Origin of the sequence: Methylobacterium sp. C25 (assembly GCF_021352225.1) — a bacterium.
GTDB lineage: Bacteria > Pseudomonadota > Alphaproteobacteria > Rhizobiales > Beijerinckiaceae > Methylobacterium.
Window position 1 is genome coordinate 71,009 of record NZ_JAAUVI010000010.1, and the last position, 26,279, is coordinate 97,287.

The window sequence follows — 26,279 nt, forward strand, 5'->3', positions numbered from 1 at the left end:
CCCATCGCGCACCTCAGGGTGCGGGGATGGATGGAAGAGCCGCACCTGCTAATGCGCCTCATCCCAATTCCCAGCCGCCCGCGCCTCCACCACCAACGGCACCTTCAGTGACACGGCCGGCATCGGCGCCTCGACCATCACCCGCTGGATCACCGGGATCGCCTTGTCGATCTCCTCCTCTGGCACCTCGAAGACCAACTCGTCGTGCACCTGCAGCAGCATGCGCGCGGTGACGCGCTCGGCCTTGAGCGCGGCCTCCATGCGGATCATCGCCCGGCGGATGATGTCGGCGGCCGTGCCCTGGATCGGGGCGTTGATGGCCTGGCGCTCCACCGAGGCGCGCTCGTTCGGGTTGTTGGAGCGGATCTGCGGGTAGTGGCAGACGCGGCCGAACAGGGTCGTCACGTAGCCTTTGTCCCGGCAGAGTTTTTTGGTGGCCTCGATGTAGTCGCGGATGCCCGGAAACCGCTCGAAATACTGCTTGATGAAGGCGCTCGCCTCCTCGCGGCCGATGCCGAGCCGGTCGGCGAGGCCGAAGGCCGAGATGCCGTAGATGATGCCGAAATTGATCGTCTTGGCGCGCCGGCGCAGGTCGCTGGTCATCTGGTCGAGGGGCACGCCGAACATGGCGCTCGCGGTCGCCGCGTGAATGTCGAGCCCCTGTTCGAAAGCCTCCTGCAGCTGCGGGATGTCGGCGATGTGGGCGAGCAGGCGCAGCTCGATCTGCGAGTAGTCGGCCGAGATCAGCCGCGTGCCCTCCGGCGCGACGAAGGCCTTGCGGATGCGCCTCCCCTCCTCCGTGCGGATCGGGATGTTCTGCAGGTTCGGGTCGGAGGATGAGAGCCGGCCCGTGGTCGTCGCGGCCAGGGCGAAGGAGGTGTGGATGCGGTTGGTCTCGCGGTCCGCATGCTCCTGCAGCGTGTCGGTATAGGTCGATTTCAGCTTCGAGAGCTGCCGCCAGTTCAGGATCTTCTTCGGGAGCTCATGGCCGGCTTGAGCCAGTTCCTCGAGCAGGGTCGCGGGCGTCGCCCATTGACCGGACGGCGTCTTCTTGGCGCCGGGCAGGCCCATCTTGCCGAACAGGATGTCGCCGATCTGCTTCGGCGAGCTGACCTGGATCTTCTCGCCCGCATCCGCCTGGATCTCTTCCTCCAGCCGGACGAGCGTCTGCGAAAAATCACCGGAGAGGCGGCTCAGCAGGTTGCGGTCGATGCGGATGCCCTCCGCCTCCATCCGGGCGAGTACCGAGACCAGCGGCCGCTCCAGCGTCTCGTAGACGGTGACGCGGCGCTCGGCGGCCAGCCGCGGCTTCATCATCCGCCAGAGCCGGAAGGTGACGTCGGCATCCTCGGCGGCATAGGCGGTGGCCTTGTCGAGCGGCACGCGCTCGAAGGTGATCTTGTTGCGGCCGGTGCCGGTGACCTCGGCGAAGGTGATCGGCGTGTGCCCGAGATGGCGCTTCGAGAGCTCGTCCATGCCGTGCCCGCCCTTGCCGGCATCGAGCACGTAGGAGATCAGCATGGTGTCGTCGATCGGCGCGACGGTGATGCCGTAGCGCGCGAGCACCGACAGGTCGTACTTGATGTTCTGGCCGATCTTCAGCGTGCCGGGGTCTTCCAGCAGGGGCTTGAGCGCCGCGATCGCCTCCTTAAGCGGGATCTGGCCCGCGACCGGCTCGGTGACGTCCGAGGCGGCCTTGTCGCCGAACAAGTCGCCGCCGCCGACAGTCGCGACATGGGCGAGCGGGATATAGGCCGCGCGCCCCACGCCCACGCAGAGCGAGACGCCGACGAGCCCGGCGCGCTGCGCGTCGAGCGCGTCGGTCTCGGTATCGACGGCGACGATGCCGGCCTCGAAGGCCTCGGCGATCCAGGCATCGAGCTGTTCTCGGCTGAGGATGGTCTCGTAGGCCTCCCGGTCGAACGGCTTCACGGCTTCCGCCGCGCGCTCGGCGACGAGGGTCGAGGGCGTCGGCTCGGCCGAGCCACGCTTCTTGGCCGGAGCATCCGGCAGGTCGAGGCCGGCGAAGGGATCGGTGCCGGGGGGCGCCTCGCCGGGCCCACGCTCCGCCCCGGCTGCCGCCGTCTCCGGATCGTCGAAGGGGGCGTCGTCACGCGCGCCGGGCGCGAGGGCCGGGTCCGGCTTCACCTTCTCCGGGTCGACATGCAGCATGTCGGCGATGCGGCGGGTGAGCGTGTTGAACTCCATCGCCTTGAGGAAGCCGACGAGCTTGTCCGGGTCCGGCTCCGGCACGCCGAGTTCGTCCAGCGCCACCGGCACAGCGACATCCTCGACCAGCGCCACGAGTTTTCGCGAGAGCCGGGCCTGCTCGATATTGGCCAAAAGGGTCTCGCGGCGCTTCGGCTGCTTGATCTCGCCGGCCCGCTCCAGCAGCGGCTCGAGGCCGCCATATTCCTTGATGAGCGCGGCGGCGGTCTTCAGGCCGATGCCGGGGACGCCCGGCACGTTGTCGGAAGTGTCGCCGATCAGCGCCAGCGCGTCGCCGATCTGGCTCGGCTCCAGACCCTCCCATTTCGCGACAATGGCCTCTTCGTCGAGGTTGCGCTCGGGCCGGTATCCTGGCTTGCCCTTGGCGCCGGATTCGAAATCGTAGAACCGGATCTTTTGCGAGACGAGCTGCATCAGGTCCTTGTCGGAGGACACGATGATGACGCCGGCACCGCGCGCCTCGGCCTGCCGGGCATAGGTCGCGATCAGGTCGTCGGCCTCGTAGCGCTCCATCTCGATGGCATGCAGGCCGAAGGCGCGCACCGCGTCGCGCATCAGCGGCATCTGGCGCTTCAGGTCATCCGGCGCGTCGGGGCGGTGGGCCTTGTAGTCGGGGTAGAGCTCCTTGCGAAAACTCTGCTCGGACTTGTCGAAGACGATGCCGAGATGGGTCGGCTTGCAGCCGGCCGCGCCGTCCTGGAGAAACTGCGCGATCTTGGTGCAGAACAGCCGCACCGCGCCGGTGGGCAGGCCGTCCGAAGGCCGGGTGTTGTACTTCTGGTCCTGATTGATCGACTGGAAATACGCGCGGAAAATGAAGGACGAGCCGTCGACCAGGATGACCTGATCGCCTTCGCCGACGGATTTTTGGGGCTGCTGGTCTGGCTCGGCGGTCATTCTTCGGACTCGTGCGCGGATCGAGGCTCTGTCTAGAGGGCCGAACGCGCACACGCCACAGCGATGGCTCCGCCGACCCCAGGCCACGACGATCCGACGGTGTGCGAATGTGCACGACGCGCCTCGCCATCAAGCTGAGCCACGGGAACCGTCTCTGATCCTTCGCAGACTTTCGCATTGCAAAATCAGATCGGCACTAAGCTGCAATCGATCTGCCAACATCTTGAACAATAACGATATTGCACTGCGACAAAGCGTGCCTTGCCGCATCGTCCGGCGCGACCAGATCGAACCCACGCAACGACGGGCCGTGCCGGCGACCGATCCGCGGTTTGCCCGGCAGCCCGTCCTCAGTGGAGTTCGCGATGAACATTCGCATGAAGACCGTGATCGCAGCCGGCGCAGTGGCCCTCGGCCTTGCCGCCGCACCAGCCTCCGCACAGATCCTGGGCAATGGCTATGAGGGCAACGCCGCGAGCTATGGCGGCCGCGCGCCCGGCTATAACGACGACGGCACGCTCAATGTGCTCGGTGCGCATATCGATCCGCGCGCGGCGCAAGGCAGCGGCCTCGTTGGCGGCGTCGGAAACGTCGTCGGCGGAACGATTAACGGGGTCGGCACGGCGGTGGGCGGTGTCGTGGGCGGCGTCACCGGCGCCGCGGACGATGTGGTGACCGGCTCTGTCGGCGGTCGCTACGGCGACGGTCGCCCGACCTTCTGATCGGATCGATTGCAGCGGCGGGGCACGTGCTCCGCCGTTTGCTTGCCGGCGCACAAATTAACCTTCATTAGCCGGCTGGAGCATTCACGTTAATTTAAGGGATCATTTGAACGCGCGCGGAACCCGATGCATGGGCTCCCGTTAAGCCGGTATCGGCCCAGCTTAGCGGAGCACGAGGGAGATGCCATGACCTCGCACCGAAACGGCCGCGCGCCCTATGGTCTCGTCCTGGGCATCGCATCGGCAAGCGTGCTGATCGCGAGTTCCGCGACTGTCAGCGCCCAGCAAGCGAACTTCTTCGAAATGCTCTTCGGCGTCCAAAGGCAGGCCGCGCCGGCCCCCGCGCCGGCTCCCTACTACCGAGGGCAGAGCGCCTACGGCTATTCAGACCGCTCCTATTACCGCCGTCAGCGCTCCGAGCAGCGCCGGGCGCTCCGGATGAAGACCCGCTACGCCGCCTTGCCTCGCGCCGACGATCTCAAAAGCGACATCAGCGGCAAGCAGCCGGTGGATCAGCAAGCGATCCTCGACAATCCGACCAAGGCCATCCTCGAGGACAAGACGCTGCGCCCCGGCGACATCGTGATCATGCCGAACGGCCCGAAGGTCTTCACCGGCGGCTCGCAGAAGACCCATCGCATGGCCGAGTTCGAGGACGTGAAACACTCGCGCTTTATCGACAAGAAGACCCGTTTCCAGCTCATCGCCATGATGGTGCCGATCGGCGCCATGCCGGCCGACCAGGCCCGCAAGGTCATGAAGGTGAAGCTGAAGCTGGCGCAGGACGACGAGATCAAGGCGATCGAGGCGAAGAACGAGCCGACCGATCAGCAGATGCAGACCATGCGCAAGATCATGCCGTGGAAGCGGCCGGTCGAGTAACGGCTAGGCCGCGAGCTCTCCAACCCGCCGCAGGTCATCCACGAACGCCTCGTAGGCCATGGCCTTCGCCTCCTCGTCCGGCAGCCTCAACAGGTAGGACGGGTGCACGGTGATGAAGCCCTGAAATGGCTTGCCGCCGAAATCGAACGGGCCGCGGTTGCGCGTGATCGGCACCGCCTTGCCGGCAAGCGCGAGAACGGCGGTCGCGCCGAGAGCCACGACGATCTTCGGCTTCACGAAGTCCAGCTCACGGTCGAGCCACCAGCGGTAGTGGCTGACCTCTCCCGCCGTCGGCTTCTCGTGGATGCGGCGCTTGCCGCGCAGCGTGAACTTGAAGTGTTTCACCGCATTCGTGACGTAGGCGTCCCCGCGGTTCAGCCCGGCCTGCTCCATCGCCCGTGAAAAAAGCTGGCCGGCCGGGCCGACGAAGGGACGCCCCTGAACATCCTCCTGATCGCCTGGCTGCTCGCCGACGAAGGCGATCGCTGCGCCGGTCGGACCTTCGCCGAGCACGGCCTGCGTGGCGCCCGGCACCAGCGGCTCCGACCGTTTGATGATCACGTTCAGCTCGGCGAGCGAGTTCGGGTTCTGGTCGGCCATGGCGGCTACGGCCTTGGCGGGATCGCGCTTGGTCGGCATCTGCGGCGGCCTCTCGATCATCTCCGTGGTCCGCGCGGCGGCGGCACGAACGAGTTGGGGGATCGCCGCCGTCTCCGGCATGTTCCGCCAGTACTTTTTCGGCATCTCGGCACGCATGGCGTCGAGGTTCAGTCGGGCCGGGTTGAAGGTGCTTTCGTAGTAATCGCGCCAGCCGGCCTCGAAGCCGTCGCCTTCCGGTACGTTCTCACGCCGGCCCGGTGGCCCGAAGTGCAAAGCCTCGGTATCCCAATGCGCCGAACCCTCGGGCGTCAGGATCGACCAGGCGAAGGAGCGGAAACGCTCCACGAAGAACGGCGCGGCCGCTTCCAGGATGTGGTGATCTGGCTCGAACCAGGCCGCGAAGCGCTCCGGTGACCCGCCCTGGACGCGACGGAAGCGCAGGAAGGCGTGCATCTTGTGGAGGTCGCGCCGCACGGCCTTCCGCATCAGGTGCAGGCGATGGACCAGCGGGTCACTCGCAACGTCGCGCAAGGCGCGCTCCCCGCGGACAACCCGCCAGATCAGGGTGTAGAGAAGCGCGTAGCGCTCCGGGTCGCTGTGCGGAACGATGCTCGGGATCAGCTCGCCGACGGCCCGCGGGAGGTGCAGTGGCGGGGCGTCAGGCATGGTCCCGCCCGCTCCGAACAGGCTGGCGCTCTCGCCAATCTCCCAGACGACACGCTCTGGCGGCACATTCGCGGCGATCAGTCGGCGAGCCGAGTTGCGGAAGCCGGAGAGGTCGGCACCCTTCTCGAGCGATGCCACGGAAACCCCTCCCCCCTCTCCCGCGGAGGGGGCAGGGTTAGCTGGCGCTACGGCTTTCATCTCAGAACAGACTCAGCTGCTGTGCCGGCTCCGCGAGGCGTGCCCGCAGGTCGAGACGTTGGCTCGCGGCGCCAGGCCGGTAATCCTCGGCGATCAGGAATTCCCGCGCCCGCTTCAGCCCCGCCGTGAGCCGCGCCACGTCGTCGAGCCGCAGCCGTGTGTGTCGACGCGCCCTCAGGATGGCATCGACCGCGCGCGTACCGAGCCCCGGCACGCGTAGCAGCATCTCGCGGTCGGCCCGATTCACGTCGACCGGGAAGCGGTGGCGGTTCTTCAGCGCCCAGGCGAGCTTCGGATCGACGTCGAGGGCGAGCATGCCGTCATCGGTGGCTTCAGCCACCTCCGGCGCGGAGAACTTGTAGTACCGCAGCATCCAATCGGCTTGGTACAGCCGGTGCTCGCGTTTCAACGGCGGAGCCTGCGGCGGCAGGGTTGAGGAAGCATCGGGGATCGGGCTGAAGGCCGAGTAGTAGACCCGCGACAGGCCGTAGGAGCCGTAGAGCAATGCGCTCTTGGCGATCATCGCGGAATCGTCGGTGGCATCCGCGCCGACGATCACCTGGGTCGATTGCCCGGCGGGGGAGAAGCGGCGCTTTTCGGCCCGGGCCTCGCTGATCCGCTCGCCGATCCGGCCCATCGCCGTCTCGATCGTCGCGCCGCTCTTTTCGGGCGCCAGCCGCGTCAGGCTCGCTTCGGTGGGCAATTCGAGATTGATCGAGAGCCGGTCGGCGAAGAGGCCCGCCTCCTCGACGAGCCACGGGCTCGCCTCGGGGATCGACTTCAGATGGATGTAGCCGCGGAACCCGAAGTCGCGCCTGAGCTTCTTCGCGACGAGCGTCATCTGCTCCATCGTGTAGTCGGGCGAACGGATGATGCCGGAGGAGAGGAACAGGCCCTCGATGTAGTTGCGCTTGTAGAACTCGACCGTGAGCGTGACGACCTCGTCCACCGAGAACCGTGCGCGTTGCACGTTCGAGGAGCGCCGGTTCACGCAATAGGCGCAGTCGAACAGGCAGTAATTCGTGAGCAGGATCTTGAGCAGCGAAACGCAGCGCCCGTCCGGCGTGTAGGCATGGCAGATGCCGGCACCCGTGGTCGAGCCGAGCCCATCCTTTCCGGCGGAGCGCTTCGGCGCATTCGAGGACGCGCAGGAGGCATCGTATTTCGCGGCATCGGCGAGGATGCGCAGCTTCTTGGCAAGCGTTTCGTCCATCGAACGTATCATGAACATTCGGGACGATTCGAACAAGTTTGCGAGCTACCGGTCGCTGGCGATGTCGTTCTTTCGAGCTGCGACCGATCGGCTCACAAGGCGGCCGGCTCATCCTCCCCGTCATTCCGGGGCCGCGCAGCGGAACCCGGAATCCAGAGCCACCGATGGAGCCAGGTCGACATCGACCTGCGTTTCTGGATTCCGGGTTCGCCTCCGGCGCCCCGGAATGACGATGAGGCTACGCCAACGTCGCCTGCAGCGTGATCTCGGCAGTCAGGAGCTTCGAGATCGGGCAGCCCGTCTTGGCGTTGTAGGTCAGCTCGTCGAACTTGGCCTTGTCGATGCCAGGGATCCGGGCGTTCAGCGTGAGCGCCGACTTGGTCACCTTGAAGCCGTCGCCGTCCTTCACCAGCGTGACCACGGACTTAGTGTCGAGCGATTCGGCCTTCAGTCCTGCCGCCTGCAGTTGGAAGGCGAGCGCCATGGTGAAGCAGCTCGCATGCGCCGCCGCGATCAGTTCCTCGGGGTTGGTCCCGGGCTCGTTCTCGAAACGCGTATTGAAGCCGTAGGGGTTGTTGTCGAGCACGCCCGATTGGGTGGTAATCGTGCCCTTGCCGGACTTGCCGTCGCCTTCCCAGTGCGCGCTCGCGTGGCGGTCGGTCATGTTGTGCTCCCTGGCTTCCCGCGCGGCTGCGCGACCCAAGGCGAGGTGGTGCGGCAGGGTCAGATGTCGAGGCCCGTCGTCGAGTGGTGGACGTCCTCCGCGTCGGCATCGATCGCGGCCCGCGCCACGGAATAGGAGAAGCCTGCCCGGGCCATCGCTGCGAGGTCACGCTCGCGATGGGCGGCCCGCGCATCCGCCGGGCGATTCGGTCCGATGCGACGGCGGCGGGCAAAAGCCCGGGCCGCATTCTCCTCGATCGCCTCGCTGTCCTCGGTTTCCTCGCGCTCGGCGGCGAGAGCGGCCTCGACGATTGTTCGGTCGACGCCTTTGGCAGCCAACGCCGCGCCGGCCTTTCGGGTCGAGGCGCCTCTGCGGCGTAGCGTCGCGAGACGCGCATGGGTGAAGCGCGCGTCGTCCACGAGGCCCGCACGGACGGCACGCGCCACCGTCTTCTCGATCAGCTCGGAATGGGCCCCGGGCTCCTCGCCGCGGTCGCGTGAGCGCCTCTCCACTCGGCGTGCGAGCAGGCGGCGAAGCATCTCTTCAGTCGCGCTGTAACGGTCAAGGTAATGCAGGGCGACGCGCTCCAGCCACTGCTCAGTTATGGCTGGCGCAGGTCTTGCCTTCGTTTCGTTGGCAACGATCCGAGATTTCATCGGTTCTTCACGATCTGGACAGGTTTCCATTCCATGACTTGGGTATGGATAACACGCCGCTTCGATCGCGCTGGCGTTCCGTCGCCGCATTCGCCACAGCCTGCCTCATGAGGCGGGAGTGGATTCTCGTGTTGCTCGCCCTCGGCCTCGCTGCCGTTGCCGGGGCGGTGGTCTACCTTTCGCGTCCCACGACGCTCACAGTCGCCGTCGGTCCGCGCGACGGGGCCGAGGCCGTCCTGATGGATGCCTATTCGAAGGCGCTCGCTAAGAATCACGAGGACATCCGCCTCAACATCCTGCCCCTGGACGACGTGGACGATAGCGCGCGGGCGCTCCAGCAGAACCGGGCCGATCTCGCCGTGGTCCGTCCCGACGTCAAGCTGCCGGATAACGGCCTGACGCTCGCGGTGCTGCACGACGAGGCCCTGATCATCGCCGCGCCCGATGCCTCCGACATCGACACCTTCCCGGATCTGTCGAAGCGCCGGCTCGGCGTGCTGGTGCGGCACGATGCCGATCTCGCCGTCATCAACCACCTGCTCGACTTCTACGACTTCGTGCCCGCCTCGGGCGCCGACGCCACCAATCCGGCGCTTGCGGCCGGCCGCGTCGGCATCGTGCCGCTGAAGGCCGCCGAGGTGAAGACCGCGCTCGAAGAGAAGCGCGTCGACGCCATCGCCGTGATCGCGGCGCCCTCGTCCAAACCGGCCGTCTCCGTGGTGCGCGCCGTCGCCGCCGTCTCACCCGAGAAGAAGGTGACGCTGGTCAGCGTGCCGGACAGCAAGGCGATCATCCAACGCTTTCCCGAGTTGCAGCCGATGTCGGTGGCCGCCGGCACCTTCGGCGGCAGGCCGACCCTCCCTGAAGAGGACATCGATACGCTGGGCGTGTCCTACCGCCTGATGGCGCGCGGCTCGGTGAACCGCGTCGCCGTGGCCTCCGTGGTGCAGCACCTGTTCGAATGGCGCCCGCGCCTCGCAGCGGCGACCCCGCTCGCCAACCAGGTCAAGGCGCCGGAATACGAGACCACCGTCACCGCCACCAGCGCGCGGCTGCCGAACCACCCCGGCGCGGTCGACTATTTCGAGCGCGAGCAGCAGACCTTCCTGCAGCGCTACGAGGACTGGATCTACCTCGTCGCCTTCTTTGGCGGCACGCTCGGCTCCTGCTTCGCCTGGATCGGTCAGCGCCTCGCCCGCAAGCGGCGCGAACGCGTCGATGCCGTGCTCGACCGGCTGCTCGACATCCTGACGGAGGTGCGCGCTGCGGAAACCCCGGCAGCCCTCAACGCCATCGGCTGCGAGATGGACGGGCTCGTCGCCGACGTGGTGCGTCATGCCCGCGAGCGCTCGATCGATACCCGCGTGCTGAGCGCGCTGATCCTCGCGATCGACGCCGTCCATGCCGCCCTCGACGATGCCCGACGCGCGCTGGGTGTCACGCCCCCGGTTGCCGAAAGTGCCGGGGCGGCCCGCGTCCGCACGGCCCGCCTGCTCTCGCTGAACCTGCCGGCCGCCGAATAGTCTCAGCCAGCGGCATCCGCGACCAGGCCGGCGAGCCCTTCGCGATAGGTCGGATAGGCGAGTCGGACGCCGAGCTCCTCCCGGATCAGGCGGTTCCGCACGCGCTTGTTCTCGCCATAGAAGCTGCGCGCCATCGGGCTGAGATCGGCCGTTTCGAAATCGACCTCGGGCGGCAAAGGCAGGCCTGTGATCTCGGCGGCATGCTCGATGACGACCTGCGGGGCCGTCGGCTCGTCGTCGGTGACGTTGTAGACCGCTCCACCGCGGGGCCGCTCGATCGAGGCGGCCAGTGTAGTCGCGATGTCGTCGACATGGATGCGGTTGAAGACCTGCCCGGCCTTCACGATGCGTTGCGACTTGCCCTCGCGCAGCTTGGTGATGGGATTGCGGCCTGGGCCGTAGATCCCCGAGAGCCGAAAAACCTGCACGGGTTTGCCGGCCTCGTAGCCGAGCGACAGCCAGGCCTCCTCCGCCTCGAGCCGGCCCTTCGAGCGCCCGCTCTTCGGGAGCGCCGGCTCGGTCTCGTCGATCCAGGCGCCGCCCTGGTCGCCATAGACGCCGATGGTCGAGAGGTAGCCGATCCAGGAGATGCGGCTGCCTGCGATGGCGTCGCGATGGCGGGCGAGCACCGTGTCGCCGCTTTGTGTCGGGGGCGCCGAGATCAGCAGGATGTCGGTATCGGCGAGATCGGCGGCGATGCGCGGGTCGTCCGAGTCGGGACCGAAGGTGCGCATGGCGAAGCCGGTCTCGGCAGCGATGGCCTCGGCCCGGTCGGTTTCCGTCACCGTTCCGCGGACGACGCCGAAGCGCGCGCGCTCCCGCTCGGCGAAGTGCCGGGCGGTGTAGCCGAGGCCGAAGACGAAGAGATTCATGCGGAATGGGTTCCGATCAGAGATGGGGCCTATCCGCGCCAAACCCTCTCCCCGCTGCGGGAGGGTTCAGCGCGCGCCATTCTTCGCGAACGGTGGCGTCGCTTTCGCGAAGACAGTGCATGTCGGCCAGCGCCCTCACCCGCCCATTGTCGAGAAGCTTGCCGCAAGCCCAGACCGCAGCGCCACGCACCACCGACGCCGGATCGTCGAGACAGCGCACGGCTTCCTCGGCGAGCGCGGAATTCTCTGAATTCCCGATGGCGATCAGCACGTTGCGCAGAAACCGATCCCGCCCGGTCCGCTTGATGGGCGTTCCGGCGAAGAACGCGCGAAACCCCGCATCGTCGAGCCGCGACAGGTCTGCCAATGAAGGTGAAGCGAGATCCGCCCGTGCGGCCATCTTCGCCTCGCCCGCCTGCTCGGCGAACTTGTTCCAGGGGCAGATTGCGAGGCAGTCGTCGCAGCCGAAGATACGATTGCCGATCGCTTCGCGAAACTCGTGCGGTATCGGCCCTTCGTGCTCGATGGTAAGGTAGGAGATGCACCGCCGCGCATCGAGCCGGTACGGCGCCGGAAACGCATCAGTCGGGCAGATGTCGAGGCAGCGCCGGCACGAGCCGCAGGAATCGCGGCCGGGCGTATCGGGCTCCAGCTCGGCTGCGGTGAAGATGGCGCCGAGCAGCATCCAGTTGCCGAATTCGCGCGAGACCAGGACCGTATGCTTGCCCTGCCAGCCGAGCCCGGCGGCGGCGGCAAGCGGCTTCTCCATCACCGGCGCCGTATCGACGAACACCTTAGCCGAGGCGCCGCTGCGTGCGGAGATCAGCTGGCCGACCTCCTTGAGCTTGCCCTTGATCACCTCGTGATAGTCGCGCCTCTGCGCGTAGCTCGCGATGGTGGCGCGATCCCGCCGTGCTAGGTTCTCCAGCGGATCTGCCTCGGGCGCGGCGTTCATTCCGAGCATGACGATCGAGCGCACGCCGTTCCAAAGCGCCGACGGCGCCGCGCGCTGGTCGCTGCGATCCGTCATCCACGCCATCTCGCCGTGATGGCCCTCTGCGAGCCAGCGGCTCAGACGCTCGCGCAGCTCCGGTACGGCATCCGGGCGCGCGACGGCGAAGGCATCGAAGCCGAGCGACTTCGCACGGGTCTCGATCACCTGCCGCAGGGCATCGCCGGAGAGCGGCGTCTTGGCGGTTTTCAGAAGTCCAGATTCGCGTAATGCGCGGCCGGGGCCATGCCCGGGGCCCGCTCGGCGAGAATCGCGCGGAAGGACGGGCGCGACTTCAGTCGCGCGTACCAGTCCCTCGCCATCTCGTCCTCTTCCCATGGCACGTCGCCGAGATAATCCACGCAGGACAGGTGGGCCGCTGCCGCGAGGTCGGCATACGTCATATGGTCGCCCGCGATCCAGCGGCGTTGGCCGATCAGGTAGCCGATATACTTGAGATGGTAGCGCACGTTGGTACGCGCGGCGCGGATGGCGTTCATGTCCGGCGGGCCGCCGCCATGCTCGCTCTTCATGAAGCGCTTGTAGATCTTCTCGGTGACCAGATAGTCGGTCACCTCGACATCGAACTTGATCAGGAACCAGTGCAGCAGGCGCCGCACCTCGACGCGCGCGCCGGTGGTGTCCGGCAGAAGGCGGCGGCCGCTGAGGCCCAGGCCGCGGGTCTCGTCGAGATATTCCGCGATGATGCCGGCCCCAGGCACCACCAGTCCGGTCTGCTCCACGAGCACCGGCGTGGTGCCGGCCGGGTTCAGCGCCAGGAATCCGTCGCGCCGCTCCCAGGGGCGTTCCTCCACGAGCTCGGGCTCCATGCCCATCTCGGCCAGCGCCAAGCGGATGAAGCGGGAGTTCGGACAGAAAGGGGCGTGATGCAGCGTCGCCATTCAGGCCGTGATCTGGCGGGAGAGCCGGCGGAACGGGCGGCTGTGGGATGATTATTGCCCGATCGTTGCCGCCTCATTAACACGCTCGAACCTCAGCGGTAACCGCCTGTCAACCGCAACTTGCGACATCTGGATGATCGGCGCCTGCCGGACGTGCGGCTGCCGTGGGGAAGCGCGCTGTAACGGCTGCCACCATTTCGTCGTCCGATGACGGCAAAGCAGAGTTTGAAGGCTGTTTTCCGCGCCGGCCGTGCCGGGCGGATCTCTCACGACAGGACGAGGCAGGCAGGCCGATGGATTTCGCAAACCTGGTGAAGGCGCTGGTGCTCGCCGTCGTCGAAGGCGCCACCGAATTCATCCCGGTCTCTTCCACCGGCCACCAACTCCTGATCGGCCATTTCATCGGCTTCCACTCGCCGAACAACACCTTCGAGGTGCTGATCCAGCTCGGCGCGGTGCTGGCGATTCTGTACGCCTACTTCTCACGGCTCTGGAAAATCGCGACCTCGCTGCCGAACGACCCGCGCGCGCGCCGTTTCGTCGGCTCGATCCTGCTCGCCTTCATCCCGGCAGCGATCATCGGCGGCATCTTCTCGAAGATGATCAAGGCCTACCTGTTCAACCCGTGGATCGTCTGCGCGACGCTGGTGGCCGGCGGCCTCGTGCTGCTCGTCGTCGACGAGGCCGATCCCTACCAGCGCACGGACGCGCAAGGGGAGGACGACCGCGCGGTCGGCACCGAGCGCCGCCAGCGCATGGACGACGTCTACGAGTTCAGCCTGCCGATGGCGCTGAAGATCGGCTTCTTCCAGTGCCTCGCCATGATCCCCGGCGTGTCGCGCTCCGGCGCCACCATCGTCGGCGCGATGCTGATGGGTGCGAGCAAGCGCGCGGCCACCGAGTTCTCGTTCTACCTCGCCATGCCGACCATGGCCGGCGCCTTCGCCAAGGATCTGCTCGACAACTACAAGAACCTGTCGAGCAACGACGCTCTGCTCATCGTCATCGGCTTCATCGCGGCCTTCGTCTCGGCCCTGATCGTGGTGCGCAGCGTGCTGGATTACGTGACCCGGCACGGTTTCTGGCTGTTCGCCTGGTGGCGCATCATCGTCGGATCGCTCGGTTTTGCCGGCCTGATCCTGCTCGGCTGATGGTTGAATCGACCTTCGGACGATTGCACCGCTCCTTTGGTCGGTGCATGGGCTTGTGACAGAGCTGCGGGCAACGTGAAGTCCGCACGTCACGCCAGTGCCTGAGGTCCGTGAGAGAGATGGAAGATCGTCCGCTTGCCGAGCTGTTCGAGCCCGCCACGCAGGAGCGCTGGCGCGAGGCCGTACAGGCGGCGCTGAAGGGCGGTGATTTCGAGAAGCGCCTCGTCTCGAAGACCGCTGACGGCCTGCGCATCGAGCCGCTCTACCCGGCCGCCGAGCCGATCGCCCAACCGGTGCGGGCGCCCGGCCCGTGGCGCCTCTCGCAGCGCGTAGACCATCCGGATTTCGACAAGGCCGCCGCCCAGGCGCTGCTCGACCTCGAAGGCGGCGCCGATTCCCTGACGCTCGTCCATAGCGAGGCGCCCGCCGCCCGCGGCTTCGGCCTTCCGATCGGCAGCGTCGCGGATCTCGATGCGGCGCTCGACAACGTACTGCTGACCATCATCGCGTTGCGGCTCGATGCCGGCCCCAAGGGCTTCGAGACCGCAGAGCATCTGAAGGCGCTCGTCGAGAAGCGCGGCGACGATCCCGCCGAGCTCGACATCGATCTCGGCCTCGACCCGATCGGCCTCTTCGCGGCCACCGGCCGTCTGCGGGCGGACTGGCAGCCCAAACTCGCAAAGGCCGTAAAGGACTTCGAGGGCTATCGCGGCCGCATCGCGCTTGCCGATCCGCGCCCCTATCACGAGGCCGGCGCCAGCGAGGTGCAGGAGCTTGCCGCCGCGCTCGCCACCGCCGTCGCCTATCTGCGTGCGCTGGAGGCCGAGGGCATCTCGCTGGAACGAGCCCGCGACGCCATCTCCATCCTCCTCGTCGCCGATGCCGACGAGTTCCTGACGATCGCGAAGTTCCGCGCCCTGCGGCGTCTGTGGGCACGCGTCGAGCAGGCCTGTGGTCTCGATCCCAAGCCGCTGCGTGTCCATGCCGAGACGGCCTGGCGGATGATGACCCGGCGCGACCCCTTCGTGAACATCCTGCGCACCGGCATGGCTGCCGCCTCGGCCGGCCTCGGCGGCGCGGATTCCGTGACCGCCCTGCCCTACACCCAGGCGCTCGGCCTGCCCGACGCCTTCGCGCGCCGCGTGGTGCGCAACAGCCAGACCATCCTCATCGAGGAATCGAGCCTCGCCAAGGTCTCCGACCCGGCTGCCGGAGCCGGCGGCTTCGAGGCGCTGACCGCTTCGCTCACCGAGGGCGCCTGGAAGGCGTTTCAGGAGATCGAAGGCGAAGGCGGCATCCTCGCCAGCCTCGAGGCCGGCAAGGTCCAGGCCCGGATCGCGGAGGTCCGCGAGGCCCGCGCCAAGCGCGTCGCCACGCGGCGCGAGCCGCTGACGGGCGCCAGCGAGTTCCCTTTCCTGGCCGAGAAGCCGGTGGCGCTGCTCGACGTCGCGCCAAAGGCGCCTGCCGCGCCCGGCGAAGGCGCGCTGCCGTCCCTGCGCCTTGCCGAGCCCTTCGAGGCGCTTCGCGATGCCGCCGACGCGCACCTGAAAGCCCACGACGCACGGCCCCAGGTTTTCCTGGCCAATCTCGGCCCCGTCGCGACCCACAATGCCCGCTCGACCTTCGCCGCCAACGCTTTCGCGGCCGGCGGCATCGAGGCGCTCGGCAATGACGGATTCGCGAAGGCGGAGGACGTCGCGCGCGCCTTCAAGGAATCCGGCGCCTCCATCGCATGCTTGTGCTCGTCCGATGCGCTCTACGAGACCGATGCGGCCCCGGCCGCGAGGGCTCTCAAGGAGGCAGGCGCCAAGACCGTCTATCTCGCCGGCAAGCCGGCCAATGCCGATGCGCTCAAGGCAGCGGGCGTCGACGCCTTCCTTTTCGCGGGCGGCGATCTCCTCGCGCTTCTCGCCGACGCACAGCGGTGTGCGATAGCGCAAGCTTGAGCCTGAAACCTCATGTCGCCTCGAGCGTTGCAGGATCGTTCGTGAAAACGAAAGACTGCGCAGCAGGGGCTGACAATGAGACTACCGATCATCGCCGCGACCGTGGCCGCGTTGTCGGTCGGCGTGCTGAGCGCGCCGGCAGACGCCGCCAAGCGCAAGGTCGCCGTCCCGAACAAATTCGACGGCAATTGGAGCATCGAGGTCGTCACGCAGGACGGCCCGTGCGACCGTGCCTACCGTTACGCCATTCAGGTCTACAAGGGACAAGCGATCTATCCGGGCGGTGACGTCTCGATCCGAGGCCGCGTCTCCCAGGCCGGAGTGGTCGAGGGCATCATTTCCCGCGGTGCCGATTCCGCTCGGGTATCCGGACGTTTGACCCTGCGCGGTTCCGGCGGCGGCCAGTGGGGCAGCACGGGAGACGGACCGATCGGCTGCCGTGGAAGCTGGACGGCGATCCGACGCGGCTGACTCGCCGCGAGAGCCGCCTCTGTGACCGTCAGGTGACAGAGGCGGGCGCTCACACGAGCTGCTGCATTTCGCACCGCACATCGCCCTGTTCCGGGCTCAATTCTGGGGTGATACTCGGCAAATCAGTCCTGCTTCGAGGCATCCGTGATGAAAGCGCTGCTCGTCCCCGGTCTCGCCGTCCTCTTCGTCGCGACGGGTGCCCAGGCCCGGCCCGAGCAGCGTGTCCCCGGCAAGCCGCATCCGGTGATGGCCCCGCTTGAACAGGCCGCCACGGATTGCTTCGCCGAAACCGTCATGGCCAACCCGAAGGCCATCCGCCTCGCGAAATCCGGTCATTGGTACGAGGCGGCCGGCGTGATCGGCTTCCTCTGCCGACCGGAGGTCAGCCGCATGGTGCAGGCCCATGACCGGCTCTACGGGCGCGGCACCGGCGACCGCTACTTCAAGGGCGCCTACGCCAAGCATCTCGACAAGCAGCTCGAGGCACGCCTGGAGCCGATGCTGGAGACCAAGACGGTCGCGAGCGCCGAGCCGGCGGCCGAGAAGGTCACGACGACGGGCGACGATCAGCCGGCCGCGGACCCCGCGCAATAGCGGGACGCCTTTTTCAGCCACTCCGTCATCCCGGGTCGTCGCAGGCGAACCCGGGATCCAGAGCCGCTGACCGAGCCGAAACGGGCATGCCCCTGCGGTTCTGGATCCCGGGTTCCGCTACGCGGCCCCGGGATGACGGCGAGAAAGCTTGACCCTTACTGCTGAATCTTTGCCCGCTCCGTGCCGAGCGCCTCTGCTCGCTTCCGTTCGTCCGAGCTCAGGCCGCTCAAGGCCTGGTCCAGCCATCCGTCAGATCGACCCTGTGCGCTCGCCGCGAGGTTCCAGGCGCCCGCCTCGACCAGATTCTTGGGAACGCCGCGGCCGACGACGTAGAGCCGGGCGATGCGGTTCTGGGCGATGGCGTTGCCGCGTGACGCCGCGTGCAGGAAGTAGCGGGCCGCCCGTGCCTCGTCCTTGGCGATGCCGTTGCCGTTGAACAGCAGGATCGCGAACTCGACCTCACCGGCGAGGTCGCCGTTATCGGCGGCGCGCCGGAAATTGTCGGCAGCCTTGCCCAAATCCTTCGGCACGCCGCGGCCCTGGAGATACAACACGCCGAGATCGTGCTGTGCCGGCGCGAGTTCGGCCTTGGCAGCCGTTTCGTAGAGCGTCGCGGCCCTGGCCACGTCGTCTTGCTTCCCCGACCCGAGCAGGATGAGCGCGAGATTGTAGCAGGCGGAGGGCTCGCCCTTGGCGGAGGCCTGCTCCAGCCACTGGCGCCCGGCCTTCTGATCCTTCGTCCGGCCACGCCCGTCCATCGCCATCAGCCCGAGGGAGGCCATGGCATGCGCGTCGCCGAGTTTGGCCGCGAGGCCGTACCATTCCAGCGCGCGTTTCGGATCCTGCTTCACGCCGAGACCCTGATTGTAGAGCTCGCCGAGGAGCGTCAGCGCCGCCGCATCCTTCGGGTTCGCCTCGACGCGTTTCGTGGCCTCGCGGAAAGCTGCCATGTAGCGGCCGCGCTGATAGGCACCGTAGGCGAGGTCGGCATTGGGGTTCGGAGATGGCCGCATGCCCTCGGCACCCGGCGTGTAGGGCGTCGGCAGATCGCGCGAGAGCCCTTTCGAGGTTTTTTTGGGATCCGCCGGCTTGAGGGTCTGATCGTTCGGCGGCGCGGCGAGCGGCGGCTGGTTCGGCGCTGCCGCCGCATCGAGGGCAGTGGCCACGAGCAGCAGGCCGGCCAGTCCGGCTCCGATCCGCCTCATCGCGCGCCACCCGCCGCTGCGAGCGTCTTTGCCGCCGACGTCACGGCCTGGGGCGAGCCGAACCACAGGGCGCTCTCGAGCCCGACGAACTCCGCGCCTGTCGCGGCGAGCGCCTCGATCTCGGTCGCTTCTGTCGCGACGGCGATGCAGGGCGTCTCGAAGATCTCGGCCCACCAGGTCGCGCGTTCGCGGACGAGATCCCGGTCCGGCGCTGCGCCGTCGGGATAGAGGCCGCCGAACATCAGGTAATCGACCTGCGCCTCGCCCGCGGCCATGGCAGCGTGCTTCGACTCCAGGAAGCCGCCGCTGCCGAGGATGCGCCCGTCGCGAAGCCGCCCGCGCAGATCGCGCAAAGCTGTCTCGTCCGCCTTGTCGACATGCACGCCGTCGGCTCCGCCACGCGCGGCAATGCCGACGAGGTCACCTTTGAAGTCGGGAATGCAGACGAGGACCGCAGCGCCGCGCTCCTGCGCCGCCGGCGCCAGGCGCTTGACGAGGTTCACGAGCGTCCGCTCGTCGGACGGGGCCAGCCGCAGGATCACCGCGGCGACGTCGCCGGCCGCACAGGCCTCGGCGAGCGCGGCAGCCGACGTGTCGGCTTGCCCGGTATCGATCCCATAGGGCGTCAACAGGGCGAGGCGTGGGGCGTCTTCGGACATCGGCTCCGCGGATGGCTGCCGCCCCTCCCCCACCACGGGGAGGAGCCGACGTGGCAATGAGCGTTGCGGAGGCCGTTGGTCAACCTCCGCGGCCGTTCAGCCGTCGATGCGCGGATCGAGCGAGCCGTCGGCGTAGCGCTTGGCCATCTGGGCCACCGAAATCGGGCGGATCTTGGAGCCCTGACCGGCGGTGTTGAACTCCTCGAAGCGCTGCTTGCAGAGCTTCGTCATTGCGTCCATCGCCGGCTTCAGATACTTCCGCGGGTCGAATTCCGACGGGTTCTCGGTCAAAATCTTCCGGATCTGGCCGGTCATCGCCATGCGGTTGTCGGTGTCGATATTGATCTTGCGCACGCCGTGCTTGATGCCGCGCTGGATCTCTTCCACCGGCACGCCCCAGGTCGGCTTCATCTGGCCGCCATACTGGTTGATGATGTCCTGGAGGTCCTGCGGCACCGAAGACGAGCCGTGCATCACCAGGTGCGTCGTCGGCAGACGGCGGTGGATCTCCTCGATGACGTTCATCGCGAGAACGTCGCCGTCGGGCTGCTTGGTGAACTTGTAGGCGCCGTGGCTGGTGCCCATGGCGACGGCGAGCGCGTCGACCTTGGTCTCGCGGACGAACTTCACCGCCTCGTCGGGGTCGGTCAGGAGCTGGTCGTGGCTGAGCACGCCCTCGGCGCCGTGGCCATCCTCGGCCTCGCCCTGGCCGCTCTCCAGCGAGCCGAGCACGCCGAGTTCGCCCTCGACCGAGACGCCGGCCCAATGGGCCATCTTGGTGACGTTGCGCGTGATCTCGACGTTGTAGGCGTAGTCGGCCGGCGTCTTGCCGTCGCCCTTCAGCGAGCCGTCCATCATCACCGAGGTGAAGCCGTACTGGATCGCCGTGGCGCAGGTGGCTTCGTTGTTGCCGTGGTCGAGATGCATGCAGACCGGGATGTGCGGATAGATCTCGACGAGGCCGTCGATCAGCTTGGCCAGCACCACGTCGTTGGCATAGGCACGCGCGCCACGGCTCGCCTGCAGGATCACCGGAGAATCGGTGGCATCGGCTGCCGCCATGATGGCAAGGCCCTGCTCCATGTTGTTCAGGTTGAACGCCGGGACGCCGTAGCCGTGCTCGGCGGCGTGATCGAGAAGCTGCCGAAGGGTAATGCGTGCCATGGTCCGTTGTCCCCCGATCCAATGCGATCGGCGCAGCATGGCCGATCCAGACACGTCACCTCATCCTGAGGTGACGTAGCGAAGTGGAGGCCTCGAAGGCCCCCCAAATGTCTCGCGATCCCTGGAGCCCTCCTTCGAGGCTGCTTCGCAGCACCTCAGGATGAGGTGGGAGGGTAGGATCGGCTTCCGTGGTTCAGCCGTTCGCGCGGAGTGCCTCGACGCCCGGCAGCTCCTTGCCCTCGAGCCATTCGAGGAACGCACCGCCCGCCGTCGAGACGTAGGTGAAGGTCTCGCCGACGCCCGCATGGTTCAGCGCGGCGACCGTGTCACCTCCGCCGGCCACCGAGACGAGCTTGCCCGCCTTTGTACGCTCCGCCGCGTGCTGGGCAGCGGCGACGGTGGCGGCATCGAAGGGCGTCAGCTCGAAAGCGCCGAGCGGGCCGTTCCAGACCAGCGTGGCCGCTTCGTCGATCGCCGCATTGACCAGCTTCACGGAGTCCGGGCCGGCATCGAGGATCATCGCATCGGACGGCACGGCGCCGACGGCGACTGTCTCGGTCGGCGGGTTGGCCTTGAATTCCTTCGCGGTCACCGCGTCGGTCGGCAGGATGATGCGGCAGTTGGCGGCCTTGGCCGCCTCGACGATGCGCTTGGCCGTGTCCGCAAGATCCTTCTCGCAGAGCGACTTGCCGACATCCTTGCCCTGCGCGTGCAGGAAGGTGTTGGCCATGCCGCCGCCGATCACCAGCATGTCGACCTTGGCGACGAGGTTCTGCAGCAGGTCGATCTTGGTGGAGACCTTGGCGCCGCCGACCAGCGCGATCACCGGATGCTTTGGCGCCTCCAGGCCCTTGGTCAGGGCGTCGAGCTCGGCCTGCATGCCGCGGCCGGCGAAGGCCGGAAGCAGGCGCGCGATGCCCTCGGTCGAGGCGTGCGCCCGGTGGGCGGCCGAGAAGGCGTCATTGACGTAGAGGTCGCCGTTCTCGGCCAGCGCCTTGGCGAAATCCGGATCGTTCTTCTCCTCGCCCGCATGATAGCGGGTGTTTTCGAGGAGGAGCACGTCGCCGTCCTTCAGCGCCGAGACGGCGGCCTTGGCCGGCTCGCCGATGCAGTCGTCGGCGAAGGCCACCGGCCTGCCCAGCGCCTGCGAGAGCGGGCCGACCACCGGCTGCAGCGACTCCTTGGGGTCGCGCTTGCCCTTCGGCCGTCCGAAATGCGCGAGCAGGACGACGCGGCCGCCCTTGTCGGCGATCTCGCGGATGGTCGGAACGATGCGCTCGATCCGGGTGGCGTCGGTGACGCGGCCCGCTTCCATTGGAACGTTGAGGTCGACGCGAACGAGAACGCGCTTGCCGGCAAGCGCGCCGGCATCGTCGAGGGTACGGAAGGAACTCATTTTACTCGCTCAGGGCTGCGTCGCGGCGGGGGCGGCGCGCTGGGGCAGCATGCTGTCGATGTTCAGGCGCTGGACCGCCACGGTGAGCACGACGGTCAGGACCGAGGTGATGATCGCGGTCAGCACCAGGGCGCCGGTGCCTGGGCTGCGCTTCACGCGCTCGTTGATGGCGCGGACTTCGCTGCGGAGCGCGGCGAGATCGGATTGCCGGGCGACCTCGTTCATGCGGGTCGTGGCGCTTTCGATCTTGTCTTCCATGCGGGAGAGCAGCGACTCGGATCGGGCGTACTTGTCCTCGATGCGCGCCGTCTTGTCCTCGATCCGCGCGAGCTGGTCGCCGACGGCGGAGCCCGCGGGAGCCGGGGCGCTCGGCGATACGGCCGGCTTGTCGGCGGAGGCAACCACCGGGGCCGCGGCCGGCGTCGGGGTCTGGGGCACCGGTGCCGGCGCTGGGGAGGACGGGATGAAGCTCTCTCCGGAGGGCTTGGTCTGCGCGTCGTCGGCCATCGTCGGTGTCACTCCGGCTGTCGTTCGAGTCAGTCATGAAACGGGGGGCACGAGGCCCCCCGGGGTAACGATCAGATCAGCTTGGCCATCGCCACGGCCGTATCGGCCATGCGGTTCGAGAAGCCCCACTCGTTGTCGTACCAGGACAGGATGCGCACGAAGGTGCCGTCCATGACCTTGGTCTGGTCGAGGTGGAACGTCGACGAGTGCGGGTCATGGTTGAAGTCGACCGAGACGTTCGGCTGGTCGGTATAGGCCAGCACGCCCTTGAGCGCGCCGTCGGCCGCCTTCTTGATCGCCTCGTTGATCTCCTGGGCCGTGGTCTCGCGCTTGGCGGTGAAGACCAGGTCGACTGCCGAGACGTTCGGGGTCGGCACGCGGATCGAGGTTCCGTCGAGCTTGCCCTTCAGCTCCGGGAGCACCAGGCCGACGGCCTTGGCGGCGCCGGTCGAGGTCGGGATCATCGAGAGCGCAGCGGCACGGGCCCGGTAGAGGTCCTTGTGCATCTGGTCGAGCGAGGGCTGGTCGTTCGTGTAGGAATGGATCGTCGTCATGAAGCCGCGCTCGATCCCGACGGTGTCGTGCAGGACCTTGGCGACCGGCACCAGGCAGTTGGTGGTGCAGGAGGCGTTCGAGACGACGACATGATCGGCGGTCAGCTGGTCGTGGTTGACGCCGTAGACGACCGTGAGGTCGGCGCCATCGGCCGGGGCCGAGACGAGGACGCGCTTGGCGCCGGCGTCGAGATGCGCCTTGGCCTTGTCCTTCGACGTGAAGATGCCGGTGCATTCCAGCGCGATGTCGACGCCGAGATCGCGATGCGGCAGCTCGGCCGGGTTGCGCACGGCCGTGACCTTGATGCGCTTGCCGTCGATGACGATGAACTCGCCGTCCACCTTCACGTCCGCGTTGAAGCGGCCATGGATCGAATCGAAGCGAAGCAGGTGGGCGTTGGTCTCCACCGGGCCTAGATCGTTGATGGCGACGACCTCGATGTCCTTGCGGCCGGCCTCGTGGATGGCGCGCAGGACGTTGCGACCGATGCGTCCGAACCCGTTGATGGCAACCTTCACGGTCACGGTGTGACTCCTTCACAAAAGACGGCGTTCCGACGCCGTTCGATCAGCTCATCGATGCACTGCACCAGCAATGCGTCGCACGCTCCATGACCGCTCCGCTTGAACCTCGGATGAACCGACACCGTTCCACGGTGTCGCGGCTCGGGCGACACTCGGGACCATCCGGAGAACGGACGATCTGCGCGAGGGGCCAGGAGCTGTCACGGGCGGAAATTCCGGAAGACTGCGCACACCCCGAGAAAAACGTGGCGGGCGCCGGCTCTCTAACATGGGGATGGGGGCTGTCAAAGCACGGCAGAGCGTTGCCAACGCCGATTATGCCGCGCTGACGGCTGGAAAATTCACGCTCTTCGCGCGACACCATGCGGACGGGAGAATGTTGCGGATGTCGGTCATCGAGGATGCGCTGCGAAGGCTGGACTTGGCCATGGTGCGCCTCGAGGCGGCGGTGACGCGTCGGGTCGAAGCCGAGGAGGCCCGCGCCGACCGGGACATCGAGCTGGCGCTGATGGACGAGGACCGCGCGCGATTGGCTGCCGAGCTCGACGCGGCGAGTGCGCAGCTCGCGCGCATGGCGAGCGTCACCGGCGACGTCGAACGCCGGCTGGACCGAGCCATCGATACCGTCTCCACCGTGCTCGATCGTCGGTCGTCGCCGTCGCGTCCTGGGGCCTGAGGGAGAGCGACTTGGCCCACGTCACAGTCACCATCGCCGGCAAGACATACCGCATGGCCTGCGGCGAGGGCGAGGAAGAGCATCTCACGCGGCTCGCCGAGGGCTTCGACGAGCGCGTCGCCGAAATGCGAAAGGCCTTTGGCGAGATCGGCGACATGCGCCTCCACGTCATGGCAGCGCTGACCGTCTCGGACGAGTTGGCCGAGCTGAAAAGACGCTTCTCCGCTCTGGAGGCGGAAACCGCGACCCTGCGGGACCATGCGGCCTCCGGCGAGGCGCGGCTGGCCGAAGGCATCGAGCGGACGGCGGAGCGCATCGAGCGGCTCACCCACGCGCTGACGGCGCCGGCATCGCCTGGTGGCACGGAGAGCCATCCGAAAAAGGATTGAAAGCTGGCGCGGCCGCCGCACGGATGCCGACGGTCTCGGACTGTTTCAGAACGCGCATCGATGTGTTGCGCCGAATGCGGCTTCCGCATCGGTGGCCCGGCGTCGTCTAAGCCCGGTTTCCAATCCGATGCGGCTGTCCGGGGCGTTTCGACCGCGCGACCTCGACTGCATGCCGAGGTGAGCAGCAATGATCGACGACCCGGCCTCCGAGCCCTTGCGCGCTGCCCAGGGATCCGCCTGGGCCCTCTTCGCGATCTCGATCTGGGCCGGCTGGATGGTCCTCACGCGGTTCGATCTCGGCCAATCGACACTGACGATCTACGACATCACCGCGATCCGTTTCGGCACCGCTGCGATCCTGTTGCTTCCCGTTCTGTTTCGGCATGGGGCGATCGCCCGATCGGTCGGCATCGGCGGTACGGCCTTGATGGTGACGGGCGCAGGCGCGCCCTATGCCCTCGTCGCCGCATCCGGATTGCAATTCGCCCCTGCTGCCCAGGCCGGAGCGCTGATCCCGGGCGTCATGCCGCTCTTCGCGACCGCTCTCTCAGTCGTCGTCCTGAAGGAAGCCGTGTCGCGCCAGCGCCTGGCAGGGTTCGTCCTGATCCCGATCGGTGTGCTGCTCCTCGTCGGGCCGAGCCTGCTCGCACCGGTCGGCCAGCGCTGGATCGGCCAGGTGTTGTTCCTCTCCGCCGCGCTTTGCTGGGCGACCTACACGGTGACCGTGCGCCGTTCGGGCCTGCGGCCGCTGCACGGCGCGGCCATCGTGGCGTTCTGGTCGGCCTGCCTCTTCCTGCCGATCTACCTGCTTGCGCCTCTGCCGCGTGGCATCGCGAGTGCGAGCATCTCGACCATCGCGATCCAGGTGATCTTTCAGGGGCTCTTGACCAGCGTCGTTTCGCTCATCGCCTTCAACCGAGCCGTTTCGATCCTCGGAGCGTCTCGCGCCGCGGTTTTCGCGTCGCTCGTGCCGGCACTCGCCACCCTCATGGCGATACCGATCCTCGGCGAGGTGCCGTCCTCGATCGAGATCGGCGCCATCGGTCTGATCTCGCTCGGTGTCCTGATCGGCTCGGGGGCCGTTTCGCGATGGCGACCGGCACCGGCATCCGTACCGTTGGCGCGCAGGTCGCATTGATCGAGGCTGGGGGTACCCCTGCGCGACACGTTTCGGAATGAGAGTGCCAATTGTCGCGAGCCGGCAAAATCTTACCGGCCGTGCATTCAATTCACTGGCGTCCGGGCCTCGCCGGCATTACATCGGAAAGGCGGGGCTGCAGGGTTCGACTGGAGCACTATCCCCGGGGCCTTATCGACTCCCTCGGGAGCTGTCACTGGCCTCGTCCCTGGACTTGGTCAACACGGCGCCCACCTACTCTGTAGGTTTCCCGGGATCGATCCTCCGACGGCCCACGTGGCTCCGCACCCTTCCCAGACGATGCCAGACGCACCTTCCCCTTCCGAAAAGGCCCGGCTGCGGGCCGAGGTCCTGGCACGGCGCGACGCGCTCGATCTCGACGCGCGCAAGGCTGGCTCCCGGACGGTGGCGGAGACGGTCGTCTCGATCCCCGGCTTGGCCGAGGCCGAGCTGGTCGGCGGCTTCTGGCCGATCCGCAGCGAGATCGACCCACGCCCGATCATCGAAAAGCTGTTTGCGCGCGGCCAGCGCGTGGCCCTGCCGAAGGTGACGCCGGACGGCCTCGTCTTCCGCGAATGGCGGGCCGGCGAAGCGCTGGTGCGCGGCGGCTTCGGTCTCAGCGAGCCGCGCGACGACCTGCCGGAAGTGTTTCCCACCGCGTTGATCGTGCCGCTGGCGGCCTTCGACCGCACCGGCAACCGCATCGGCTACGGCAAGGGTTATTACGACCGGGCGATCGAACGCCTGTCCGGCCGAGGTGCACTGCTCACCATCGGCATCGCCTATTCCGTCCAGGAGGTGGCACATGTCCCGGCGGAGGCGCATGACCGGCCCCTCGATCATCTCGTCACCGAGATCGGCCCCGTCCCTTTGATCAAGGCTTAGAGCG

Annotated in this window: 25 protein-coding genes and 1 other RNA gene; 12 read left to right on the forward strand and 14 right to left on the reverse strand. The window is 67.5% G+C overall.

The features are described from left to right. Positions 1 to 48 precede the first annotated feature (48 nt). Complete coding sequence (polA, locus tag HCU64_RS19935; RefSeq protein ID WP_233385976.1) at positions 49 to 3,126, reverse strand: DNA polymerase I; 3,078 nt, start codon at positions 3,124 to 3,126, stop codon at positions 49 to 51. A gap of 365 nt (positions 3,127 to 3,491) precedes the next feature. On the opposite strand from polA, the gene HCU64_RS19940 reads away from it, so the two are divergent. Together HCU64_RS19940 and HCU64_RS19945 are read left to right on the forward strand one after the other, a co-directional pair. After that, positions 3,492 to 3,848: a hypothetical protein gene (locus tag HCU64_RS19940; protein WP_233385977.1), complete on the forward strand. Its 357-nt coding sequence runs from the start codon at positions 3,492 to 3,494 to the stop codon at positions 3,846 to 3,848. A 186-nt stretch (positions 3,849 to 4,034) separates the two neighbouring features. Continuing rightward, positions 4,035 to 4,730, forward strand: a complete 696-nt coding sequence (locus tag HCU64_RS19945) for a hypothetical protein (RefSeq protein WP_233385978.1) — start codon at positions 4,035 to 4,037, stop codon at positions 4,728 to 4,730. Between the two features lie 3 nt (positions 4,731 to 4,733). Here HCU64_RS19945 and HCU64_RS19950 read toward each other — a convergent pair whose 3' ends face one another. The 4 genes from HCU64_RS19950 to HCU64_RS19965 all read right to left on the reverse strand — a co-directional run bounded on the left by HCU64_RS19950 (position 4,734) and on the right by HCU64_RS19965 (position 8,727). Next, positions 4,734 to 6,194: a UdgX family uracil-DNA binding protein gene (locus HCU64_RS19950; RefSeq protein WP_233385979.1), complete on the reverse strand. Its 1,461-nt coding sequence runs from the start codon at positions 6,192 to 6,194 to the stop codon at positions 4,734 to 4,736. Between the two features lies 1 nt (position 6,195). Further along, on the reverse strand, positions 6,196 to 7,407 hold the full coding sequence (locus tag HCU64_RS19955; protein WP_233385980.1) for a putative DNA modification/repair radical SAM protein: 1,212 nt from the start codon (positions 7,405 to 7,407) through the stop codon (positions 6,196 to 6,198). Positions 7,408 to 7,645: 238 nt separating this feature from the next. Continuing rightward, complete coding sequence (locus tag HCU64_RS19960) at positions 7,646 to 8,071, reverse strand: OsmC family protein (protein ID WP_233385981.1); 426 nt, start codon at positions 8,069 to 8,071, stop codon at positions 7,646 to 7,648. 59 nt (positions 8,072 to 8,130) lie between these two features. Further along, positions 8,131 to 8,727: a RecX family transcriptional regulator gene (locus tag HCU64_RS19965; RefSeq protein WP_233385982.1), complete on the reverse strand. Its 597-nt coding sequence runs from the start codon at positions 8,725 to 8,727 to the stop codon at positions 8,131 to 8,133. Positions 8,728 to 8,834: 107 nt separating this feature from the next. Here HCU64_RS19965 and HCU64_RS19970 point away from each other — a divergent pair, with 107 nt between their 5' ends. Beyond that, the gene (locus HCU64_RS19970) at positions 8,835 to 10,250 is read left to right on the forward strand and encodes a TAXI family TRAP transporter solute-binding subunit (protein ID WP_233385983.1); all 1,416 of its coding nucleotides are present in this window, start codon (positions 8,835 to 8,837) and stop codon (positions 10,248 to 10,250) included. Between the two features lie 2 nt (positions 10,251 to 10,252). Here HCU64_RS19970 and HCU64_RS19975 read toward each other — a convergent pair whose 3' ends face one another. Genes HCU64_RS19975 through HCU64_RS19985 form a run of 3 tightly spaced genes read right to left on the reverse strand, consistent with a single transcriptional unit; the run spans position 10,253 to position 13,015 of the window. After that, on the reverse strand, positions 10,253 to 11,122 hold the full coding sequence (locus tag HCU64_RS19975) for an SDR family oxidoreductase (RefSeq protein ID WP_233385985.1): 870 nt from the start codon (positions 11,120 to 11,122) through the stop codon (positions 10,253 to 10,255). A gap of 16 nt (positions 11,123 to 11,138) precedes the next feature. Further along, positions 11,139 to 12,278, reverse strand: coding sequence for a tRNA epoxyqueuosine(34) reductase QueG (queG, locus tag HCU64_RS19980; protein ID WP_325170004.1), 1,140 nt, complete (start codon positions 12,276 to 12,278; stop codon positions 11,139 to 11,141). A 44-nt stretch (positions 12,279 to 12,322) separates the two neighbouring features. Beyond that, positions 12,323 to 13,015 carry a glutathione S-transferase family protein gene (locus HCU64_RS19985; protein WP_233385986.1) on the reverse strand — a complete coding sequence of 231 codons (693 nt, stop codon included), beginning with the start codon at positions 13,013 to 13,015 and terminating at the stop codon, positions 12,323 to 12,325. 293 nt (positions 13,016 to 13,308) lie between these two features. On the opposite strand from HCU64_RS19985, the gene HCU64_RS19990 reads away from it, so the two are divergent. From HCU64_RS19990 to HCU64_RS20005, 4 genes are all read left to right on the forward strand, one after another. Continuing rightward, positions 13,309 to 14,166: an undecaprenyl-diphosphate phosphatase gene (locus HCU64_RS19990; RefSeq protein ID WP_233385987.1), complete on the forward strand. Its 858-nt coding sequence runs from the start codon at positions 13,309 to 13,311 to the stop codon at positions 14,164 to 14,166. A 119-nt stretch (positions 14,167 to 14,285) separates the two neighbouring features. Continuing rightward, complete coding sequence (locus tag HCU64_RS19995; RefSeq protein WP_233385988.1) at positions 14,286 to 16,112, forward strand: methylmalonyl-CoA mutase family protein; 1,827 nt, start codon at positions 14,286 to 14,288, stop codon at positions 16,110 to 16,112. Positions 16,113 to 16,187: 75 nt separating this feature from the next. Further along, complete coding sequence (locus tag HCU64_RS20000; protein WP_233385989.1) at positions 16,188 to 16,583, forward strand: hypothetical protein; 396 nt, start codon at positions 16,188 to 16,190, stop codon at positions 16,581 to 16,583. 147 nt (positions 16,584 to 16,730) lie between these two features. Then, complete coding sequence (locus tag HCU64_RS20005) at positions 16,731 to 17,177, forward strand: hypothetical protein (RefSeq protein ID WP_233385990.1); 447 nt, start codon at positions 16,731 to 16,733, stop codon at positions 17,175 to 17,177. A 155-nt stretch (positions 17,178 to 17,332) separates the two neighbouring features. Here HCU64_RS20005 and HCU64_RS20010 read toward each other — a convergent pair whose 3' ends face one another. The 6 genes from HCU64_RS20010 to gap form a co-directional block, all read right to left on the reverse strand. After that, entirely contained in the window at positions 17,333 to 18,382 is a 1,050-nt protein-coding gene (locus tag HCU64_RS20010) for a tetratricopeptide repeat protein (RefSeq protein WP_233385991.1), read from the reverse strand. Continuing rightward, positions 18,379 to 19,041 carry a thiamine phosphate synthase gene (locus HCU64_RS20015; RefSeq protein WP_233385992.1) on the reverse strand — a complete coding sequence of 221 codons (663 nt, stop codon included), beginning with the start codon at positions 19,039 to 19,041 and terminating at the stop codon, positions 18,379 to 18,381. Before HCU64_RS20015 ends, HCU64_RS20010 begins: the two co-directional genes overlap by 4 nt. A gap of 96 nt (positions 19,042 to 19,137) precedes the next feature. Continuing rightward, positions 19,138 to 20,205, reverse strand: coding sequence for a class II fructose-bisphosphate aldolase (fba, locus tag HCU64_RS20020; protein ID WP_233385993.1), 1,068 nt, complete (start codon positions 20,203 to 20,205; stop codon positions 19,138 to 19,140). Positions 20,206 to 20,398: 193 nt separating this feature from the next. After that, complete coding sequence (locus HCU64_RS20025; RefSeq protein WP_233385994.1) at positions 20,399 to 21,601, reverse strand: phosphoglycerate kinase; 1,203 nt, start codon at positions 21,599 to 21,601, stop codon at positions 20,399 to 20,401. A gap of 9 nt (positions 21,602 to 21,610) precedes the next feature. Then, positions 21,611 to 22,108: a hypothetical protein gene (locus HCU64_RS20030; RefSeq protein WP_233385995.1), complete on the reverse strand. Its 498-nt coding sequence runs from the start codon at positions 22,106 to 22,108 to the stop codon at positions 21,611 to 21,613. 71 nt (positions 22,109 to 22,179) lie between these two features. Continuing rightward, positions 22,180 to 23,187, reverse strand: coding sequence for a type I glyceraldehyde-3-phosphate dehydrogenase (gap, locus tag HCU64_RS20035; protein WP_233385996.1), 1,008 nt, complete (start codon positions 23,185 to 23,187; stop codon positions 22,180 to 22,182). Between the two features lie 385 nt (positions 23,188 to 23,572). Here gap and HCU64_RS20040 point away from each other — a divergent pair, with 385 nt between their 5' ends. The 5 genes from HCU64_RS20040 (at position 23,573) to HCU64_RS20060 (ending at position 26,275) form a co-directional block, all read left to right on the forward strand. Further along, entirely contained in the window at positions 23,573 to 23,863 is a 291-nt protein-coding gene (locus tag HCU64_RS20040; protein ID WP_233385997.1) for a DUF4164 family protein, read from the forward strand. Between the two features lie 11 nt (positions 23,864 to 23,874). Beyond that, complete coding sequence (locus HCU64_RS20045) at positions 23,875 to 24,252, forward strand: cell division protein ZapA (RefSeq protein ID WP_233385998.1); 378 nt, start codon at positions 23,875 to 23,877, stop codon at positions 24,250 to 24,252. 187 nt (positions 24,253 to 24,439) lie between these two features. Next, the gene (locus HCU64_RS20050) at positions 24,440 to 25,390 is read left to right on the forward strand and encodes a DMT family transporter (RefSeq protein ID WP_233385999.1); all 951 of its coding nucleotides are present in this window, start codon (positions 24,440 to 24,442) and stop codon (positions 25,388 to 25,390) included. Positions 25,391 to 25,520: 130 nt separating this feature from the next. After that, positions 25,521 to 25,677: non-coding RNA, 6S RNA (ssrS, locus tag HCU64_RS20055), on the forward strand. Further along, positions 25,667 to 26,275, forward strand: a complete 609-nt coding sequence (locus HCU64_RS20060) for a 5-formyltetrahydrofolate cyclo-ligase (protein WP_442785989.1) — start codon at positions 25,667 to 25,669, stop codon at positions 26,273 to 26,275. Before ssrS ends, HCU64_RS20060 begins: the two co-directional genes overlap by 11 nt. Positions 26,276 to 26,279: the final 4 nt, after the last annotated feature.

What these genes read in the sequence shown, in the direction of transcription:
- HCU64_RS19955 (WP_233385980.1), bottom strand. Translation starts at nt 7,407, where the DNA reads ATGGACGAAACGCTTGCCAAGAAGCTGCGCATCCTCGCCGATGCCGCG.
- HCU64_RS19985 (WP_233385986.1), bottom strand. Translation starts at nt 13,015, where the DNA reads ATGGCGACGCTGCATCACGCCCCTTTCTGTCCGAACTCCCGCTTCATC.
- HCU64_RS19940 (WP_233385977.1), top strand. Translation starts at nt 3,492, where the DNA reads ATGAACATTCGCATGAAGACCGTGATCGCAGCCGGCGCAGTGGCCCTC.
- HCU64_RS20015 (WP_233385992.1), bottom strand. Translation starts at nt 19,041, where the DNA reads ATGTCCGAAGACGCCCCACGCCTCGCCCTGTTGACGCCCTATGGGATC.
- HCU64_RS19965 (WP_233385982.1), bottom strand. Translation starts at nt 8,727, where the DNA reads ATGAAATCTCGGATCGTTGCCAACGAAACGAAGGCAAGACCTGCGCCA.
- polA (WP_233385976.1), bottom strand. Translation starts at nt 3,126, where the DNA reads ATGACCGCCGAGCCAGACCAGCAGCCCCAAAAATCCGTCGGCGAAGGC.
- HCU64_RS20040 (WP_233385997.1), top strand. Translation starts at nt 23,573, where the DNA reads ATGTCGGTCATCGAGGATGCGCTGCGAAGGCTGGACTTGGCCATGGTG.
- HCU64_RS20000 (WP_233385989.1), top strand. Translation starts at nt 16,188, where the DNA reads ATGAGACTACCGATCATCGCCGCGACCGTGGCCGCGTTGTCGGTCGGC.
- fba (WP_233385993.1), bottom strand. Translation starts at nt 20,205, where the DNA reads ATGGCACGCATTACCCTTCGGCAGCTTCTCGATCACGCCGCCGAGCAC.
- HCU64_RS20030 (WP_233385995.1), bottom strand. Translation starts at nt 22,108, where the DNA reads ATGGCCGACGACGCGCAGACCAAGCCCTCCGGAGAGAGCTTCATCCCG.
- HCU64_RS20025 (WP_233385994.1), bottom strand. Translation starts at nt 21,601, where the DNA reads ATGAGTTCCTTCCGTACCCTCGACGATGCCGGCGCGCTTGCCGGCAAG.
- HCU64_RS19950 (WP_233385979.1), bottom strand. Translation starts at nt 6,194, where the DNA reads ATGAAAGCCGTAGCGCCAGCTAACCCTGCCCCCTCCGCGGGAGAGGGG.
- HCU64_RS20010 (WP_233385991.1), bottom strand. Translation starts at nt 18,382, where the DNA reads ATGAGGCGGATCGGAGCCGGACTGGCCGGCCTGCTGCTCGTGGCCACT.
- HCU64_RS20005 (WP_233385990.1), top strand. Translation starts at nt 16,731, where the DNA reads ATGAAAGCGCTGCTCGTCCCCGGTCTCGCCGTCCTCTTCGTCGCGACG.
- HCU64_RS20050 (WP_233385999.1), top strand. Translation starts at nt 24,440, where the DNA reads ATGATCGACGACCCGGCCTCCGAGCCCTTGCGCGCTGCCCAGGGATCC.
- HCU64_RS19970 (WP_233385983.1), top strand. Translation starts at nt 8,835, where the DNA reads ATGAGGCGGGAGTGGATTCTCGTGTTGCTCGCCCTCGGCCTCGCTGCC.
- HCU64_RS19960 (WP_233385981.1), bottom strand. Translation starts at nt 8,071, where the DNA reads ATGACCGACCGCCACGCGAGCGCGCACTGGGAAGGCGACGGCAAGTCC.
- HCU64_RS19990 (WP_233385987.1), top strand. Translation starts at nt 13,309, where the DNA reads ATGGATTTCGCAAACCTGGTGAAGGCGCTGGTGCTCGCCGTCGTCGAA.
- HCU64_RS19945 (WP_233385978.1), top strand. Translation starts at nt 4,035, where the DNA reads ATGACCTCGCACCGAAACGGCCGCGCGCCCTATGGTCTCGTCCTGGGC.
- HCU64_RS19975 (WP_233385985.1), bottom strand. Translation starts at nt 11,122, where the DNA reads ATGAATCTCTTCGTCTTCGGCCTCGGCTACACCGCCCGGCACTTCGCC.
- HCU64_RS19995 (WP_233385988.1), top strand. Translation starts at nt 14,286, where the DNA reads ATGGAAGATCGTCCGCTTGCCGAGCTGTTCGAGCCCGCCACGCAGGAG.